General features: G+C 64.4%; 16 protein-coding genes. 8 read left to right on the forward strand and 8 right to left on the reverse strand.

Going from position 1 to position 17562, the window contains the following annotated elements; genetic code table 11:
• Positions 1 to 17 precede the first annotated feature (17 nt).
• The 8 genes from HQN78_RS07140 to HQN78_RS07175 all read left to right on the forward strand — a co-directional run bounded on the left by HQN78_RS07140 (position 18) and on the right by HQN78_RS07175 (position 8261).
• Positions 18 to 692, forward strand: a complete 675-nt coding sequence (locus HQN78_RS07140; RefSeq protein WP_235088771.1) for a glutathione S-transferase family protein — start codon at positions 18 to 20, stop codon at positions 690 to 692.
• Between the two features lie 662 nt (positions 693 to 1354).
• Positions 1355 to 1726 carry a hypothetical protein gene (locus HQN78_RS07145; protein ID WP_048414716.1) on the forward strand — a complete coding sequence of 124 codons (372 nt, stop codon included), beginning with the start codon at positions 1355 to 1357 and terminating at the stop codon, positions 1724 to 1726.
• 293 nt (positions 1727 to 2019) lie between these two features.
• Entirely contained in the window at positions 2020 to 2385 is a 366-nt protein-coding gene (locus HQN78_RS07150; protein ID WP_107799182.1) for a hypothetical protein, read from the forward strand.
• A gap of 231 nt (positions 2386 to 2616) precedes the next feature.
• Complete coding sequence (locus HQN78_RS07155) at positions 2617 to 2976, forward strand: hypothetical protein (protein WP_107799183.1); 360 nt, start codon at positions 2617 to 2619, stop codon at positions 2974 to 2976.
• A gap of 244 nt (positions 2977 to 3220) precedes the next feature.
• Positions 3221 to 5977, forward strand: coding sequence for a magnesium-translocating P-type ATPase (mgtA, locus tag HQN78_RS07160; RefSeq protein WP_235088772.1), 2757 nt, complete (start codon positions 3221 to 3223; stop codon positions 5975 to 5977).
• A gap of 122 nt (positions 5978 to 6099) precedes the next feature.
• Positions 6100 to 6624 carry a DUF2165 family protein gene (locus HQN78_RS07165; protein WP_107799185.1) on the forward strand — a complete coding sequence of 175 codons (525 nt, stop codon included), beginning with the start codon at positions 6100 to 6102 and terminating at the stop codon, positions 6622 to 6624.
• A 33-nt stretch (positions 6625 to 6657) separates the two neighbouring features.
• A complete protein-coding gene (locus HQN78_RS07170) occupies positions 6658 to 7341 on the forward strand; it encodes a CSS-motif domain-containing protein (protein ID WP_235088773.1) in 684 nt (227 codons plus the stop codon).
• Positions 7338 to 8261: an EAL domain-containing protein gene (locus HQN78_RS07175; protein ID WP_235088775.1), complete on the forward strand. Its 924-nt coding sequence runs from the start codon at positions 7338 to 7340 to the stop codon at positions 8259 to 8261. Before HQN78_RS07170 ends, HQN78_RS07175 begins: the two co-directional genes overlap by 4 nt.
• A 39-nt stretch (positions 8262 to 8300) precedes the next feature.
• Here HQN78_RS07175 and HQN78_RS07180 read toward each other — a convergent pair whose 3' ends face one another.
• The 8 genes from HQN78_RS07180 to recJ all read right to left on the reverse strand — a co-directional run bounded on the left by HQN78_RS07180 (position 8301) and on the right by recJ (position 17557).
• Positions 8301 to 8645 carry an MliC family protein gene (locus tag HQN78_RS07180; protein WP_235088777.1) on the reverse strand — a complete coding sequence of 115 codons (345 nt, stop codon included), beginning with the start codon at positions 8643 to 8645 and terminating at the stop codon, positions 8301 to 8303.
• A gap of 136 nt (positions 8646 to 8781) precedes the next feature.
• Positions 8782 to 9870 carry a 3-phosphoserine/phosphohydroxythreonine transaminase gene (serC, locus tag HQN78_RS07185; RefSeq protein ID WP_107801767.1) on the reverse strand — a complete coding sequence of 363 codons (1089 nt, stop codon included), beginning with the start codon at positions 9868 to 9870 and terminating at the stop codon, positions 8782 to 8784.
• A gap of 107 nt (positions 9871 to 9977) precedes the next feature.
• Positions 9978 to 10325 carry a PaaI family thioesterase gene (locus HQN78_RS07190; RefSeq protein ID WP_235088778.1) on the reverse strand — a complete coding sequence of 116 codons (348 nt, stop codon included), beginning with the start codon at positions 10323 to 10325 and terminating at the stop codon, positions 9978 to 9980.
• Between the two features lie 88 nt (positions 10326 to 10413).
• Complete coding sequence (locus tag HQN78_RS07195) at positions 10414 to 10881, reverse strand: PaaI family thioesterase (protein WP_235088779.1); 468 nt, start codon at positions 10879 to 10881, stop codon at positions 10414 to 10416.
• Positions 10878 to 13589: a DNA gyrase subunit A gene (gyrA, locus tag HQN78_RS07200; RefSeq protein ID WP_235088780.1), complete on the reverse strand. Its 2712-nt coding sequence runs from the start codon at positions 13587 to 13589 to the stop codon at positions 10878 to 10880. The genes HQN78_RS07195 and gyrA overlap by 4 nt, the downstream gene beginning before the upstream one ends.
• A 134-nt stretch (positions 13590 to 13723) precedes the next feature.
• Positions 13724 to 15172 carry a DNA recombination protein RmuC gene (gene rmuC / locus HQN78_RS07205; protein WP_235088781.1) on the reverse strand — a complete coding sequence of 483 codons (1449 nt, stop codon included), beginning with the start codon at positions 15170 to 15172 and terminating at the stop codon, positions 13724 to 13726.
• A gap of 112 nt (positions 15173 to 15284) precedes the next feature.
• Positions 15285 to 15872: an AAA family ATPase gene (locus tag HQN78_RS07210; protein WP_235088782.1), complete on the reverse strand. Its 588-nt coding sequence runs from the start codon at positions 15870 to 15872 to the stop codon at positions 15285 to 15287.
• Complete coding sequence (gene recJ, locus HQN78_RS07215) at positions 15869 to 17557, reverse strand: single-stranded-DNA-specific exonuclease RecJ (protein ID WP_235088783.1); 1689 nt, start codon at positions 17555 to 17557, stop codon at positions 15869 to 15871. The genes HQN78_RS07210 and recJ overlap by 4 nt, the downstream gene beginning before the upstream one ends.
• Between the last annotated feature and the right edge of the window lie 5 nt (positions 17558 to 17562).

Genomic DNA, 17562 nt, shown 5'->3' on the forward strand with positions numbered 1-17562 from the left:
AATGGAAGAACCCGCCCATGATCACCGTCCACCACTTGAACAATTCCCGCTCGCAACGCGTGCTCTGGCTGCTGGAGGAGCTGAACCTGCACTACCGCATTCAGCACTACCAGCGCGACCCGCTCACCCTGCTCGCCCCGCCGGAACTCAAGGCGGTGCACCCTCTGGGCAAGTCCCCGGTGATCAGCGACGGCGAGCTGACCCTGGCCGAATCCGGCGCCATCGTCGACTACCTGGTGGACACCTACGGCTCAGGCCGGCTCAAGCCCGCCGCCGGCGCGCCGGAGCACAGCGATTACCTGTTCTGGCTGCACCACGCCGAAGGCTCGCTGATGCCGCCCTTGGTGATGAGCCTGGTGTTCTCGCGGCTGGACCGGCCGCCGGTCCCTTGGCTGCTGCGGCCGCTGGCGCGCAAACTGGCCGCCGGCGTCCGCCGCGCCTATCTGCAACCGCAGCTGGACGCGCTGCTCAGCCATGCCGACCGCTGCCTGGCCCGCCACGGCTGGTTCGCCGGCCCCGTCTTCAGCGCCGCCGACATCCAGATGAGTTTTCCGCTGGAAGCCGCGCGCGCGCGCGGTTATCTGAATCGGGAACATCCGCATGCGCTGGACTTCCTGCGCCGCGTCCATGCGCGGCCGGCCTATCGGGCCGCGCTGGAAAAAGGCGGGCCTTACGCTTACGGCGACGATTGATTCCTGCTAAAACCGGCTCCAAGTCTGCCGCGCTTCGTGAAGCCTTGCAGGGTGAGTGCGAGCTCAACAGGCTCATGCGCCACGAGCAACTCCGCTCTTACGCTCGTTTTCGCCTTGTCTTGCTCTGGCTCGCGAGACTTTGAACCGTTTCTTATATTAATAAACGGCGAATATCCACCGCATGAAGACCCGGCTTCAGGCAATGCGACACCGTTTTTCATTCCACCCCATGCCCATGGCTTATTTAGTGTTGCGCCGCACACAAAAATGTAAAAAAGTTTGATTCAGGATTGCCTATCCTCGTAAAGCCCCCTATAATCCGGGCATCTCAAATACTGCAAAGGTTCATCGTGGACAACGACGGAAGTAGTCGATCTTGTATCGCAACGCCGTCTTGCAGGATTTAGCAGAACCTTTTCTCTGCCACATCCTGCAATGACAGGGTGTGGTGTCTAAAATTCGGCAACAACGCATATCAGCGACCCGCCTAGCGCGCGGCCCAGTGCGAGCCGGACCCAGGCCGAACGGCCAAGCTTTTCAGACATCCCCAGATTCGCGCCGCGCAGGCGGCTTGCCGCCTGATTGCGCACGGATTCCCTTTGACGGCGTTTGCCTTCGGATTTCGTCGCGTCCTCCTTGCATCGCCAATGGGAGGAATCATCATGCGCTTGATCACTAAACTGGCAGCCCTGCTGCGCCCAGGCAAAACCACCGCCCCGGCCGCCGTTTACCAGTTGAACATTTTTTGCGTCCATGCGGACCTGACCATGCTGCGCGTGCAAGCGGCCAAGCAATTGCACGCCCGCGGTCTGGAGGTGGAACGCATCGCCCTGACCGCCGGCGACAACGACCTGGCCTGTCTGAGCGTGCTCTTCGCCTGTCCGGACGTGGCCAGCCGTTGCCTGAACCAGCTAGCCGCGCATTTTTGCCAGCTGCCCCAGGTCAACCGGGTTCACTGGGCGCGCCACGCGCAGCGCCCGCGCGTGCCCAACCGCGCCTTTTTGCTGGCCCAACGGGCCCATTTGGCGCACTGAACCCACCCCGACTTCCCGCGCGCGGCCATGTCCGCGCGATCCTACTAAACGCAAACGCTGCCAGCCAGCAGGAGGTTCCGATGTTGATAGAAGACCCTGAACCGCGACCGCGCCGGCCCTTGGCGAATTGCTGATCTGAGCCCCTCCCTTATTGCGACAACGGGACCGGCCAATTAGCCGCCGCCGACCATCGCAATCGACCATTAAATTATTTTTATTTCTGCGTCTATAAAACACAGAAAGGGAATAATGCTGTCCGTCGCATTTTCAAAATGAAAATGAGGGAGTGAAATATGCGCCACAATAAACTGGCTTGGTTATTCAATTATCTCGCGCGCAATCCAAGCAAACGCCAAGACGAAACCAGCTGCCACCTGAATGTGATTTGCGACATCCCGGTCATTACCGCGCTGCGCAAACAACTATTCTGGGAAATGCACACCCTGGGCCTGGCGGCGACCCACGTCGCCATCACCCCGGCCGCCGCCTCCGGACAAGCCTGCCTGAGCGTGCGCCTGGATTGCCCGGTCGCCCTGCGCCGCGCCTTCAATGAAATGGCGCTGCGCCTGAGCAAGATGCCGGAGATTCACCGCGTCCGCTGGGGACGCCGCAAGCCGGAGACGCGGGCCACGCCCCGTCGCTGGGCGGCCAGCGCCTGAGCGTCCATTGAGTTCAACCCCACCGCCAAGAAAGGCCAGCCATGTCTGAAGAACCGGAACCCCGATCTTGCAGACCCGAGGCCGCCCGCACCGCCTGATCTCCTCCGCCTGACGGCGGCGGGATAGGCCCGCGCGCCTCGCCACCGTCAAAAACAACCCTGTCATCGCATGCCGCCAGGCAGGGGCCGGCACGTCCGCACGCGACGGAAGCCGGATCGCAAGGAGATCGCCATGAACGACATCATCCGCCACAACATCCGGCCGCAGCGCTATCAACTGTCGGTCATCTGCCCCACGCAAGCGGTCAAGGCCGCGCGCCGGGAAATCCGCGCCGCCGCCCAAGGCCACGGGCTGAAAGTGTCCAGCTGGAACGAAACCCTGCTGGCCGGCGAATGCCACGCCTCCGGCGCGCCGGCCAACTGGATGCTGGCCACCGAGTTCCGTTCCCGCGGCGACGCCTCCATGCATTTCCTGGAAGCCGTCATGCAGCGGCTCGGCAACCTGCCGCTGGCCCGGGTCCGGCTGGACATCCTGCCCGGCCAGGTCCGGCCCGAGTGGTCCGCCGGAGTCCGTCCGCTGGCCCAATCCTGATTCACCCTCCCGCGCCGCCCAGCCGCGGCGGCGCGGGCTTCAAGCCCACACGAAGGAAACACCATGACCGACGACAGTTACCCGCTACCGCCCGCCCTGCACACACCGACAACAACGCAGGCGGGCGCAAAACAACAACCCGGAACATCCGCAACACCCGCCGTGCTGCGTCCGCCAGACACCAGGCCGGCCTGAACACAGGCCCGACCGCTCTGCGCGAAACAGGCGCGCAGGAGACGAAACAATGACGAAACACACTAGCAGCCGACACAAGCTGAAAGGCTATGTCGCCACCCCAGGCGCAAAACAGGAAAAACCGGTTATCCGCGCGGTACAGGAAGCCGAAAGCTCCGTGGAAGAAACCTTGCAACGCGTGCGCGGCCACCAGGACGGTCTGACCATGGCGGAGGCGCATCAGCGCTACGCCCAGTTCGGACCCAACGAGGTGGCCCACGACAAGGCTCCGCACCCGCTGATCCAGCTGGCGCAAGCGTTCAAGAATCCCTTTGTCGTGGTGCTGATGGTGCTGGCCGCCATCAGCTATTTCACCGATGTCTATTTCGCCAGCCCCGGCGACGAGGAATGGACCGGCATCATCATCCTGCTGACCATGGTCGGCATCAGCGGCCTGCTGCGTTTCTGGCAGGAATTCCGCTCCGCCAAGGCGGCGGAAAAGCTGAAATCGCTGGTGCGCAACACCGCCACCGCGCAGCGGCGCCCGGCCAACGGCAGCAGCCCGATCCGCCAGGAAATCGCGATGAGCGAGCTGGTGGTGGGCGACATCGTCCATCTGCAGGCCGGCGACATGATTCCGGCCGACATCAAGCTGATCGAATCCCGCGATCTGTTCATCAGCCAGGCGGTGTTGACCGGCGAAGCGCTGCCGGTGGAGAAGTACGACACCCTGGGCGCGGTGGCCGAGAAATCCGCCAACGGCCAGGCCAAGGGCGACGCCGATCTGCTGGACCTGCCCAATGTCTGCTTCATGGGCACCAATGTGGTCAGCGGCAAGGCGTCCGCCATCGTGGTGGCCACCGGCACCGACACCTATTTCGGTTCGCTGGCGCGCAGCGTGGTCAGCCACAAGCGCGTGGAAACCAGCTTTGACCGCGGCGTCAACAGCGTATCCTGGCTGCTGATCCGCTTCATGCTGGTGATGGTGCCGGTGGTGTTCATGATCAACGGCCTGACCAAGGGCGACTGGATGTCCGCCCTCACCTTCGCGCTGGCGGTGGCCGTGGGTCTGACCCCGGAAATGCTGCCGATGATCGTGTCCGCCAACCTGGCCAAGGGCGCGGTGGCGATGGCGCGGCGCAAGGTGGTGGTCAAGCGGCTGAACTCGGTGCAGAACTTCGGCGCGATGGACGTGCTGTGCACCGACAAGACCGGCACCCTGACCCAGGACAAGATCATCCTGGAACACCATTACAATATCCATGGGCTCAAAGACGAAGGCGTGCTGCAACTGGCTTGGCTGAACAGCTTCCACCAGAGCGGCATGAAGAACCTGATGGATATTGCCGTGGTGGAGCACGCGGACGAACTGGGCAGCCGGGTCAAGCCGGACGGCTATAACAAGGTGGACGAAATGCCGTTCGATTTCGTACGCCGCCGCCTGTCCGTGATCGTGGAAAACCAGCGCGGCCGCCAGTTGATGATCTCCAAAGGCGCGGTGGAGGAAATGCTGGCCGTCTCCAGCCATGTTCAGGACGGTTCGCAGATCAAGCCGCTGACCGCCGAGGAGCGCGCCGCCCTGCTCAAGCGCAGCCAGGACTACAACGCCGAAGGCTACCGCGTGCTGCTGGTCGCCACCCGCGACATCCCCGCCGAAGAAGCCAAGCGCAACTACAAGACCAATGACGAGGCCCAGCTGGTGGTGCGCGGCTTCCTGACCTTCCTGGATCCGCCCAAGGACTCCGCGGCGCCGGCCATCCGCGCGCTGAAGGAATACGGCGTGGCGGTCAAGGTGCTGACCGGCGACAATCCCATCATCACCGCCAAAGTGTGCCGCGACGTCGGCCTCAGCCCCGGCGTGCCCTTGATCGGCAAGGACATCGAGGCGATGGACGACGTGGCGCTGTGCAGCGCGGTCAAACACACCACCATCTTCGCCAAGCTGACTCCGCTGCAGAAGTCCCGCGTGGTCAAGGCCCTGCAGGCCAACGGCCACACCGTGGGCTTCCTGGGCGACGGCATCAACGACGCGCCGGCGCTGCGCGACGCCGACGTCGGCATCTCGGTGGACAGCGGCGCGGACATCGCCAAGGAAACCGCCGACATCATCCTGCTGGAAAAGAGCCTGATGGTGCTGGAAGAAGGCGTGATCAAGGGCCGGGAAACCTTCGGCAACATCCTCAAGTACCTGAACATGACCGCCAGCTCCAATTTCGGCAATGTGTTCTCGGTGCTGGTGGCCTCGGCCTGGCTGCCTTGGGAGCCGATGCTGGCGATGCACCTCTTGATCCAGAACCTGGTCTACGACGTATCGCAGATGGTATTGCCCTGGGACAAGATGGATCCGGAGTTCCTGAAGAAGCCGCGCAAGTGGGAAGCCAACAACATCAAGCGCTTCATGCTGTGGCTGGGCCCCACCTCCTCGGTGTTCGACATCACCACCTACACGCTGATGTGGACGGTGTTCGGCGCCGGCGCGGCCTACTACGCCGGCCTGGCTCATGGCGTCAGCGACGGCGGCGCCAGCATCATGCACTCCGGCTGGTTCATCGAAGGCCTGGTGTCGCAGACCCTGGTGGTGCACATGCTGCGCACGCGCAAGATCCCCTTCCTGCAAAGCACCGCCTCGTTGCCGGTCCTGCTGTCCACCTCGGTGGCCATCGCCATCGGCTGCTACCTGCCGTTCTCGCCGCTGGCGGACAGCATCGGCTTCATCAAGCTGGACCCCAGCTACTTCTGGTGGTTGCTGGCGACCATGATGGGCTATATGACGCTGACCCAGATCGTCAAAACCCTTTACATCAAACGCTACGGCCGCTGGTTCTAAGCCAGTGCGTCCAAAGCCGTCCCAACCCCGCTTGCGCGGGGTTTTTTTATGCCGGCGCCGGCCATTCCCAGCGTCTTGCCGCGCTGGCACAATCGCCCCATCCCTCACGATAAGGAAATCCCATGCATCTGCCCTCTTTGCGCCGCGCCCAGCAAGGCCTGAAAAGCCTGCTCGCGCTCTCCATCGCCCTGTTCGGCCTGCTGGCGGCCAGCGGCAATATGCTGGACTACGACAGCAATTGGCAGTTCGTCCGCCATGTGCTGGCCATGGACGGCATGGAACCCTGGTTTAACGGCCACGCGCTGAAAAGCCGAGCCATCACCGATCCCGGCTTGCAGCAGGCCGCCTATCTGGCCATCATCGCCGGCGAGCTGCTGTTCGGCCTGATCTGCGCCTGGGGCGGCGGCGCCATGCTGCGCGGCGCGCTATGCGGACGCGAGGACGCCTATCTGCGCGGCAAGACGCTGTTCACGCTGGGCTGCGTTCCGGCGCTGCTGGTCTGGTACACCGGCTTCGCGGTGATAGGCGGAGAATACTTCGCGATGTGGGCCAGCCAGTGGAACGGCCAGATGAAGGCCTACGCCTTCATCGGCTTCATCCTGCTCAGCCTGGTCTACCTGTCGCAGCCGGAAGCGGCGGAGCGCTAGCCGGCCCGGCAACGGCGGTGGCCCTCGTATATCATGAACCATGCCGACTTCCGCATCCGCGCCATGATGTCCCGCCGCCTCACCCTGCCCGCCCGCATCAGCCGCTGGCTGTTGATCGGCGTCGCCGCGCTCCTGCCGCTGGCCGTGATCACCCCCATCGTTTACTGGCAGGAGAGCAACCGGCTGCGGCAGCAGGCCACCCTGCAGACGAGCCAGGCGGAAAACATGCTGGATCTGATGCTGGACTACGCGGAGCAGGCCACCGTCACCGTCGCCCCGCTGACCGGCCAGCCGTGTTCGCGGATTGAACAGGCGCTGCGCAAACAAGTCACCATCGTGCCCTTCATCCGCAGCGTCACCCTGGAACGCGACGGCATTCTCTATTGCTCCTCGCTGTTCGGCGTCTACCACCGGCAGATTTCGCCGCCGGACACGCCGCGGTCGGCCACCGAACTGCGCCTGATGTCCGGCAACGAGCTGACGCCGGACCGGCCCTTGATCATCTACCGCAAGCAAGCGGGTCCGACGGCCATCTACATCGCCATCGACGGCGTGCATCTGCAGTTCAGCCTGGACATGGCCAGCGACTACAGTCCGGTCTATATGCGCGTAGGTCCGCACTGGATAGGGCCGGACCACGCGGTGCACCTCAACCCCAGCCCGTCCTTCGATCTGCTCACCATAGAACGCGCCTCCCCCGCCACCCCTATGCCGTGATCAGCGGCTTCAACCACCGCGACCTGTACCGCCAGATGGCCAACAGCTACGAGCTGGTGTTTCTCAGCATGGCGGCCCTGGGCCTGGTGCTGGCCGCCGCGCTGCGCTGGCAGCTGAACCGGCCGGCCTCGCCCACCGTGGAATTGCAGCGCGCGCTGGACAACGGCGAGTTCGAGCCCTTTTTGCAACCGGTGGTGCGCTCGGACGGGCTGGGCTGGCAAGGCGCGGAGGCGCTGATGCGCTGGCGCCATCCGCGCGACGGCCTGATCCGGCCGGACCTGTTCATTCCGCGCGCCGAGGATTGCGGCATGATCGTGCCGATGACGCGGCAGATGATGCGCCAACTGGCGCGGACCCTGGGACGGAGCCGGCTGCCGCCTCAATTTCACCTGGGCATCAACATCACCGCCGCTCATCTGCGCGACGACGTCTTGCTGGGGGACTGCCGGCAATTTCTCGCCCACTTCCCGCCCGGGGGGCTGAATCTGGTGCTGGAGCTGACGGAAAGAGAGATGGTGGAGCCCACGCCGGAGGCCTGCGCGCGGCTGGCGCGGCTGCGCGAGCTGGGGGTGAAGATCGCGATAGACGATTTCGGCACCGGCCATTCCAGCCTGGTCTATCTGCAACAGCTGCCGCTGGACGGCATCAAGATAGACAAGAGCTTCACCGCCAGCATAGGCGCGGACGCGCCGTCCAGCCACATTGTCGACAGCGTGGCGGAACTGGCGCACAAATTGAAACTGGAAATCGTGGCGGAAGGGGTGGAAACCGAGGCCCAGCGCGCCTACCTGACCCGCCTGGACGTGGGCTGGCTGCAAGGCTATCTGTTTGCGCGGCCGATGCCGCTGCGCGAGTTTCTGCTGCGCCCGGAACTGGACGCCGCGCGGGCGGCGGCGTCCGACGCCGACGCGGCGCCTTAGAACCTGTTTACAATCTGCCGCGCGTCGGAGGCCCGGCCCTTAGCGGCGGCTTTCCTTGCAGTCTTCCAGCAAGGCCTTGTCGGCGATTTCGTCGCGCAGCGAGCCTTCCGGCCCCTTGGTCCACCAGCTGTATTGCTCGGCCGCGTATTTTGCGCCGGAACCGGACAGCACATTGCTCAGCAGCATGGTCTTGCCCTTGATCGGCAATACGGCGAAGCTCTGGCCGTTCTTGACGTTGTAATACTTGACCGTCAGCTTGGCGCCGTCGGCGCAGACGTAGTTGACGATCTGGCGCTGTCCGGCCGGGATCTCCGGCAAGGTCAGCGGTTTGGCCAGCGCGGCCGCGCTGCTCAGGGCCAGTACGGCGAATACGGCGGATTTCATCATTTCACTCCTGTTCTTGGCTGCCGGCCGCCGGCCATTCGGCGGCGACCGGGGATAGACCGCGGCGCGGCGGCTTCGTTCGCCTCCGCCATGAAAAAGCCCGCCTGACGGCGGGCTGGAAGGCGTGCGCGACGGCTCAGCCGTGCATGCGGGCGAAGTCCTGCATAAAGTTGGCCAGCGATTTGACGCCCTCGATCGGCATCGCGTTGTAGATGGAGGCGCGGATGCCGCCCACCGCGCGGTGTCCTTTCAGCTGGATCAGGCCGTTCTTGCGCGCTTCCAGCAAAAAGGTCTCCTCCAGCGCTTCTTCCTTCAAGCGGAACACCACGTTCATCCGCGAGCGGAACGGCGCGTCGATATGAGTGTGGTAGAAGCCGCCGCTGGACTCGATCACATGATTGAGCAAGCCGGCCTTTTCCTCGTTGCGGGTGGCGATGGATTTGACGCCGCCCTGCTCCTTCAGCCATTTGAACACCAGGCCGGAGATGTAGATCGGGAAGGTGGGCGGCGTGTTGTACATGGAATCGGCGTCGGCGTGCACCTGGTAGTTGAGCATGGTGGGCAGATCGGCCCGCGCCTTGCCCAGCAGGTCTTCGCGCACGATCAGCACCACCAGGCCGGACGGGCCGATGTTTTTCTGCGCGCCGGCGTAGATCAGGCCGAACTGGCTGACATCCACTTCCCGCGACAGGAAGTCCGAGGACATGTCGCAGACCAGCGGCACGTCCGGCAGGCTTTGCGGCACGAAGGGGAATTGCAGGCCGCCTATGGTCTCGTTGGAGGTGTAATGCAGATAGGCCGCCTTGGGATCGCGCTGCCAGCCGGCTTCGTCCGGCACGTAGGCGAAATTGCGGTCTTCGCTGCTGGCCGCCACGTTCACCTTAGCGTAGCGGCGCGTTTCCTTGATCGCCAGCTTGGACCAGTGGCCGGTGTTGACAATGTCCACGCTGTCGCGCTCGCCCAGCAGATTCAGCGGCACCTGGGAAAACTGCAGCGAGGCGCCGCCTTGCAGGAACAGCACTTTGTAGTTGGCGGGAATGCCCATCAGCTCGCGCAGATCGTGCTCGGCGTCATGGATGATCTCCATGAACTCCTTGCCGCGATGGCTCATTTCCATCACGCACATGCCGGAGCCGTGCCAGTCCAGCATTTCGCTTTGCGCTTCGGCCAGCACCTGGTGCGGCAGCACGGCGGGGCCGGCGGAGAAGTTGTACACTTTGGCCATGTTCATCCTCTATTTGCGTTGACGGCCCTTGGCGCCCGCACCGGCGAACTTTCGGGCCTTGGTATGCGACAAGGCCCGATCGCTAAGCGCCGGGCCTTTGTTATAGCTTACTGACTGAGCAGGAAGTGGGCTCTCGCCACGGCAACCGGCTTTCGCCGGTCTTCTTGCCAGGCTTCGATCAGCACATTGGCCACCCGCTTGCCCTGCTTGGTGATCTCGCACTTGGCGTACAGGGTTTGCGGCCGGCCCGGACGCAGATAGTCCAGCGAGAAATCGACGATTTTCGGCGTTTCCAGCGATTCCCGGTTCCACATCAGGTGCAGCATCGCCGAGCTTTCCAGAAAGCCGCCGATCAGCCCGCCGTGCAGCGCCGGCAAGGCGGTGTTGCCGACGTTGCGCTCGGCAAAGGGCAGCTGAAACAACAGCTCGCCGGCCTCGTCCTCGCCCAGCTCCACCCCATCAACTTGATGTAGGGCAGCTCTTCCACGATGAGCGCATAGGCTTTTTGATCGCGCAGCGCGTTGAAACGTTCCATGAAGCGGCTCATGCGGCGGCCTCCGGCAACATCGGCGTGCGGCTGGATTCGCGCATGAAGGTGGCCACGCCGTGGGCGATCGGATCGCTGGGCGATTCGTGGTAGCACACGGCGCGGGTAAAGGCGATCTGGCTGGCCAGGCGATAACATTCCGCCCGGCAGAAGATGGGCTTGCCCGGCGTGGCCGCCTTCAGGTAGTCGATGCGCAGATCCAGCGTGGCGATGGTTTCCATCTCCGGCAGATGCGCCGTCACCGACACCGCGCTGCAGGTGTCCACCAGCGAGGTGATCACCCCGCCGTGCAGGATGCCGGTGACCGGATTGCCGACCAAGTCCTCGCGCCAGTCCACTTTCAGAGTGGGCCGGCGCCCCTCGGTGCCGATGTACTGGAAACCCAGGGCGCGACAGTGCGGAAAGGAGACGAAAAGCTGGCTCATCGCCTCCAGCACTTCGGGATTGGCCGGCGTCGGAATCATGCCTCGCCGCCCTCATCGGCGGCTTCGACGCCGTCTTCGCCTTCCAGCGCGTCCGCCTCGTCGTCGCTATCGCCCTCGGCCACTTTCTCCAGGCCGATCAGCTGCTCGCCTTCGTCCAGATTGATCAGGCGCACGCCCTGGGCGGAACGGCCGGTTTCGCGCACTTCGGCCACCTTGGTGCGGATCAGCACGCCGCCGGTGGTGATCAGCATCACGTCGTCGGTTTCCTCCACCAGGCTGGCGGCCACCAGCTTGAAGCCGGTCTTGTCGGTCAGGTCCATGGCGATCACGCCCTGGGTGCCGCGGCTGGTCAGGCGGAAGTCGCCGGTGCGGGTGCGTTTGCCGTAGCCGCCGTTGCTGGCGGTCAGCACCATCTGGTCTTCGGAGTTGGTCACCAGCAGGGAGATCAGCTTCTGGCCTTCGCCCAGCTTCATGCCGCGCACGCCTCTGGAAGTGCGTCCCATCGGCCGCACCTGGCTTTCGCTGAAGCGCACCGATTTGCCGGCGTCGGAGAACAGCATCACTTGATCGCCCTCGACCGGCAGGCCGTCCTCGATCAGCTCGCCTTCAACCACGATGTCTTCTTCTACGATGGCCTCGTCATCCTCGTCGCCCTGGCCGGCCACGCTCTTGCCGCAGGTCAGCGCCACGCCGATCAGATAATTGCCTTCGTCCAGATTGATGGCGATGATGCCGGCCGCGCGCGGCTTGGAGAAGGCGCGCAGCGGCGTCTTCTTCACGGTGCCGTCGGCGGTGGCCATGAACACGTACTGGTCGTCGCGGAATTCCTTGACCGGCAGCAGCGCGTTGATCTTCTCGCCCTCTTCCAGCGGCAGCACGTTGACCATGGGCTTGCCGCGGCTCTGACGGCCGCCCTGCGGCAGATCGTAAACCTTGCGCCAGTAGCAACGGCCGCGGCTGGAGAAGCACAGCACGAAGTCGTGGGTATTGGCCACGAACAAGGTGTCGATGAAATCGTCGTCCTTGGTGGCCGCCGCCTGCTTGCCGCGGCCGCCGCGCCGCTGGGCGCTGTAGTCGTCGATCGGCTGGGCCTTGATGTAGCCGGTATGGGAAATGGTCACCACCATGTCCTGCGGGGTGATCAGGTCCTCGATATTGATGTCGCCGCCGAAAGGCTCGATCTCGGAACGGCGCGCGTCGCCGAACTGGGCGCGGATGGCGGTCAGTTCTTCGCTGATGATCTGGTTGATGCGCTCCGGCTTGGCCAGGATGTCCAGGAGGTCCAGGATCACCGCCATGATGTCGCGGTATTCGGCGACGATCTTGTCCTGCTCCAGACCGGTCAGGCGCTGCAGGCGCATCTCCAGGATGGCCTGGGCCTGGGCGTCGGACAGGCGGTAGCCGCTGGCCTTGAGGCCGAACTCTTCCGCCAGCCCGTCCGGGCGCGCCTTGTCCTGATCCACGCGGGACAGCATTTCCTCCACCAGCGGCGAACGCCATTCGCGCTCCATCAGCGCGATCTTGGCTTGCGGCGGGGTTTCAGACGCCTTGATCAGCGCGATGATTTCGTCGACGTTGGACAGCGCGACGGCCAGGCCTTCCAGGATGTGGCCGCGTTCGCGCGCCTTGCGCAGTTCGAAGATGGTGCGACGGGTCACCACTTCGCGGCGGTGACGCAGGAATTCCACCAGGATCTGCTTCAGGTTCAGCAAGCGCGGCTGGCCGTCCACCAGCGCCACCATATTGATGCCGAAGCTGTCTTGCAGCTGGGTCAGCTTGTACAGGTGGTTGAGCACCACTTCCGGCATTTCGCCGCGCTTGAGCTCGATCACCACGCGCATGCCGGACTTGTCGGACTCGTCGCGCAGGTCGGAAATGCCTTCAATCTGCTTGTCGCGCACCAGTTCGCCGATGCGTTCCAGCAGCCGCGCCTTGTTCACCTGGTACGGGATCTCGTCGACGATGATGGCCTGGCGGTCGCCCTTGCCGATGTCTTCGAAATGGACGCGCGCGCGCATGATCACGCGGCCGCGGCCGGTGCGGTAGCCTTCCTTGACGCCGGCGGTGCCGTAGATGATGCCCGCGGTGGGGAAGTCCGGCGCCGGAATGATGTCGATCAGCTCGTCAATGGTCAGCTCGCTGTTGGCCAGCAAGGCCAGGCAGGCGTCCACCACCTCGTTCAGATTGTGAGGCGGAATATTGGTGGCCATGCCCACGGCGATGCCGGAGGAACCGTTGATCAGCAGATTGGGGATCTTGGCCGGCAGAATCAGCGGCTCGTGCTCGGAACCGTCGTAGTTGGGACCGAAGTCCACGGTTTCCTTCTCGATGTCGGCCAGCAGCTCATGGGCGATGCGCGCCATGCGGATCTCGGTGTACCGCATCGCGGCGGCGTTGTCGCCGTCCACCGAACCGAAGTTGCCCTGACCATCCACCAAGGGGTAGCGCAGCGAAAAATCCTGCGCCAGACGCACGATGGTGTCGTATACCGCGCTATCGCCGTGCGGGTGGTATTTACCGATCACGTCGCCAACGATACGCGCCGATTTCTTGTACGCGCGGTTCCAGTCGTTGGACAGCTCGTGCATGGCGTACAGCACCCGACGGTGCACCGGCTTCAGGCCATCGCGCACATCAGGCAAGGCGCGGCCCACGATCACGCTCATCGCGTAATCCAGATAAGAGCGGCGCATCTCCTCTTCGAGGCTGATGGGGATGGTTTCCTTGGCGAACTGGTTATCGGTCATAGTTTCTTGATTCGTAAGGATGAACAGGCCGCGCTGCGATTGCGGGTGCATTCACGCGCCCGCCGCAGGGCGGCCAGCATAGGTAATGACAGCTCGTATTCTATCACGAAACGGTCATCTCCAACGGACTTCCGTCAGTCCGGACCGGGCTCTTCCGCCCCTTCCGCGCCCTCGTCTTCCGCCGCGCCCAGTTTAAGATGCTGCTGTAATTGCTTGTTATTGCGCACCCCCAGCTTGCGCAGGCGCTCGGCGCTGGCGACCAGGTTGCCGCGGCCGCTGGACAGCTGCTTCATCGCGTCGCCGAAGCTGTCGCGCGCCACGTCCAGCTGCTTGCCCAGCTTTTCCAGATTGGCGGCGAAGCCGACGAATTTGTCGTACATCGCCCCGCCCTGGCGCGCGATCTCCTGGGCGTTCTGGTTCTGGTATTCGTAGCGCCAGATGCTGGCCACGGTGCGCAGCGTCGCCAGCAGGGTGCTGGGGCCGACGATCATGATGCGGCGCTCGAAGGCCTCGTTGAACAAGCTCATGTCCTGCTGCACCGCCAGCAGATAGGCCGGCTCCACCGGGATGAACATGAACACGAAGTCCAGGGTGTTCAAGCGGTACAGGTCCTGATAGCGCTTCTCCGACAAGGTGCGGATGTGGTTGCGGATGGCCGCGACATGCGCCTTCATTTCCGCCGCGCGCTCGGCCTCGTCCTCGGCGGCGGTGTAGCGCACATAGGCGTTCAAGGACACTTTGGAATCCACCACCAGCTGCTTGCCTTCCGGCAGGTCTATCACCACGTCGGGCTGGTAGCGGCGGTTGCCGTCCTCGCCGGCCACCACGTCGAACACTTGCACCCGGTATTCGCGGTCCTTGTGCAGGCCGGAGGTTTCCAGCACCCGTTCCAGCACCATCTCGCCCCAGGAGCCCTGCGCCTTGCTGCTGGCGCCGGTCAAGGCCCTGGTCAGCGCGATGGCGTCGTCGCCCAGCCGGCTGTTGAGTTCTTGCAGGCGCTTGAGCTCCGCCTCCAGCGACAAGCGCCCTTGGCTGTCTTTTTCATAACTGTCCTGCACCAGCTTGCCGAAATCCTGCAGCCGCTGCTGCAAGGGCCCGAGCAGATGGCCGAGGTTCTGCTGGTTCTGCTCGGTGAAGCGCTTGGCCTTCTCTTCCAGGATGTCGCCGGCCAAGGCCTTGAACTGCCCCGCCATGCTTTCGCGCGCCTCGGTCAACAAGGCCAGCTTTTCGGCGTTCTGGCCGCGCTCCTGCTCCAGCAAGGTCGCCAGCTCCTGCTCGCGCGCGGTGAGCCGGGTGATTTCCTCGCCCTGCGTCTGCGCGCGCCCCTGCAAAACGGCTAGCATCTTGCCCTGCTCCTCGCTGGCGGCCAGCTGCGCGCCAAGGCGACGCAGTTCCGCCTGCAGCAGCTCCAGCTGCCTCTCCCGCTCCTGCGCCTGCCGCTCCAGCTCCGGCACGCGCTGCGCGCGCGCCACATAGGCGCCCAACTGGGTCTGAACATCGCCCAGTTGCTGCCCCTGTTGCTGCACTTGCGCCAGCGCGGCCCGTTCCCGCTGCCTACACTCTTCCAATTGCAGGCGCGACATCTCCTGCTGCGCCCGCAGATCCGCCCCTCCCGCGCGAAGCGCCCGCGCAGCAAGGCCGCGGCCGCGCCGGCGGCCAGCAAGCCCAGCAACAGACCGATCACCAACATTTCCATCATGAAGCCTTAAATTGGCTGGCCGGCTCTCCATGACCAAGCCGCGATTGTTCGATGACGAAGCGGAGTCGCTGGGCCAAGGGCGCCGGCGGCACTTCGATGATTTGATAAGCCAGACGCCGATACGTCCGCTCCATCGCGGCGCAAGTGCGCTCCGCCTCGGCAAAGCTTTGCTTGCGCTCTTGATCCTGAATGAAGATTTCGCGCCACGGCGGCAGCAAAAACACTTGGCGATGGTAGGGAAACCGCTCGGCGGCGGCTTGCATATGCGCAGGTATCGGCAAGCCCTGCACATCGAGATAGCCCAAGACATCGGGCAGGCCGCGATCGAAGAACACCGGCCCGGGCAAACCCTCGGCCAGCCGCAGGCTGCGCAACTCCCAGGCCAGCATCGCCTCGGCGAAAGCGCCGGGGTCCACCCAGGGCAAGGCGCGGCCGCCGATCAACGCCTGATCCTGGATGACGGCGCGGCCGGCCTCGTCCATCACCGAAAACCCGACGGTGCGCAAGGCTTCCAACAAGGCGGTCTTGCCGGCGCCCGGACCGCCGGTCAGCACCAGCCGCCGCGAATCCTCCGGCCGACTCACGTCGCCGCCCAGTGCTGCAAATACACTTGCAGTTCCTTGCGGCCCTGCCACTCGTTGGCGATCAACTGGTAGACCGCGTCGACATTGTCCGGCAGCCACTCCACCTGATTGAACAGCATGGCGTCGAACTCCTCGCCGTCGCGCGCCAGCCGCAGCTTCAGGTGCTTGTCGCCGACCACGCGCTGGCTCATCACCGCGAAACGGTCGTGAAAATACGGCACCGGGAAGCCCTGACCCCACACTTCGGCCGCCAATTGCTCGGCGAACGCCAGGTTCAATTCGCGCGGCGCCAGGCTGCCGTCGGTTTCTATGGTGCGGGTCAGGTGGCGTTCTTCCAGCAGTTCGCGCGCCACCGCCTCGAAGGCGCGCTGGAATTCGTCAAAGCGCGATTGACGCAGGCTAAGGCCGGCCGCCATCGCATGGCCGCCGAACTTGAGGATCAGACCGGTATGGCGCTTGAACACCAGGTCCAGCGCGTCGCGCAGATGGAAGCCGGGAATCGAGCGGCCCGAGCCCTTGATCTCGCCGTTGTCGCCGGGCGCGAACACGATGGCCGGCCGGTGGAAGCGCTCCTTGAGCCGGGAGGCGACGATGCCCACCACGCCCTGATGCCAGTCGTCGCGGAACAGGGTCAGCGTATAGCGGTTGTCGGCGTCGATGCCGGACAGCGCCGCCAGCGCCTCGTCCTGCATGCCGTGTTCTATGCTGCGCCGCTCGCGGTTGAGCTGATCCAGCTGCTGCGCCAGCCGCTGCGCCTGCTCCTCGTTGCCGGACAGCAGGCAGGCGATGCCCAGGCTCATGTCGTCCAAACGGCCGGCGGCGTTCAAGCGCGGGCCCAACGTGAACCCCAGATCGAAGGTGTTGGCCTTGTAATGGGCGCGGCCGGCGACGCGGAACAAGGCGGCGATGCCCGGCGCCATGCGGCCGGCGCGCATGCGCTTGAGGCCGTTTTCCACCAGGGTGCGGTTGTTCTGGTCCAGCCGCACCACGTCGGCCACCGTGCCCAGCGCCACGTAATCCAGCAGTTCGCCCAGATTGGGCTGGCCGCGCTCGTCGAAGACGCCGCGCTGGCGCATTTCGGCGCGCAAGGCCATCAGCACGTAGAACATCACGCCGACGCCGGCCAGGTTCTTGGACGGGAATTCGCAGCCCGGCTGATTGGGGTTGACGATCAGCGCCTCCGGCAGGGTGTCGCCCGGCAGGTGGTGATCGGTGACCAGCACCTCGATGCCTCGCGCCTTGGCGGCGAGCACGCCGTCCACGCTGGCGATGCCGTTGTCCACGGTGACGATGATGTCCGGGCTTTGGCGCGCGGCCAGCTCAACGATCTCCGGCGTCAGGCCGTAGCCGTATTCGAAGCGGTTGGGCACGATGAAGTCGACGCGCGCGCCCAGCATGGACAGGCCCTTGACCGCCACCGCGCAAGCGGTGGCGCCGTCGGCGTCGTAATCGGCCACCACCAGCAGCCGTTGCCGGCCGGCGATGGCGTCGGCCAGGCGGCGCGCCATCGGCAAGATGTTCTTCAGGCTCTGATAGGGCAGCAAGGCCTTGAGGCCGTAATCCAGCTCAGCGCAGTCGCAGATGCCGCGCGCGGCGTACAGCCGCGCCATCAGCGGGCTCAGGCCCTGGCGCAGCAATTGCTCATGCGTGTCGGCGGGAATGGTTCGGGAAACGATTTGGGACATGTTTT

It is taken from the genome of Chromobacterium sp. Beijing, assembly GCF_021496765.1.
In the GTDB taxonomy this organism is placed as follows: domain Bacteria; phylum Pseudomonadota; class Gammaproteobacteria; order Burkholderiales; family Chromobacteriaceae; genus Chromobacterium.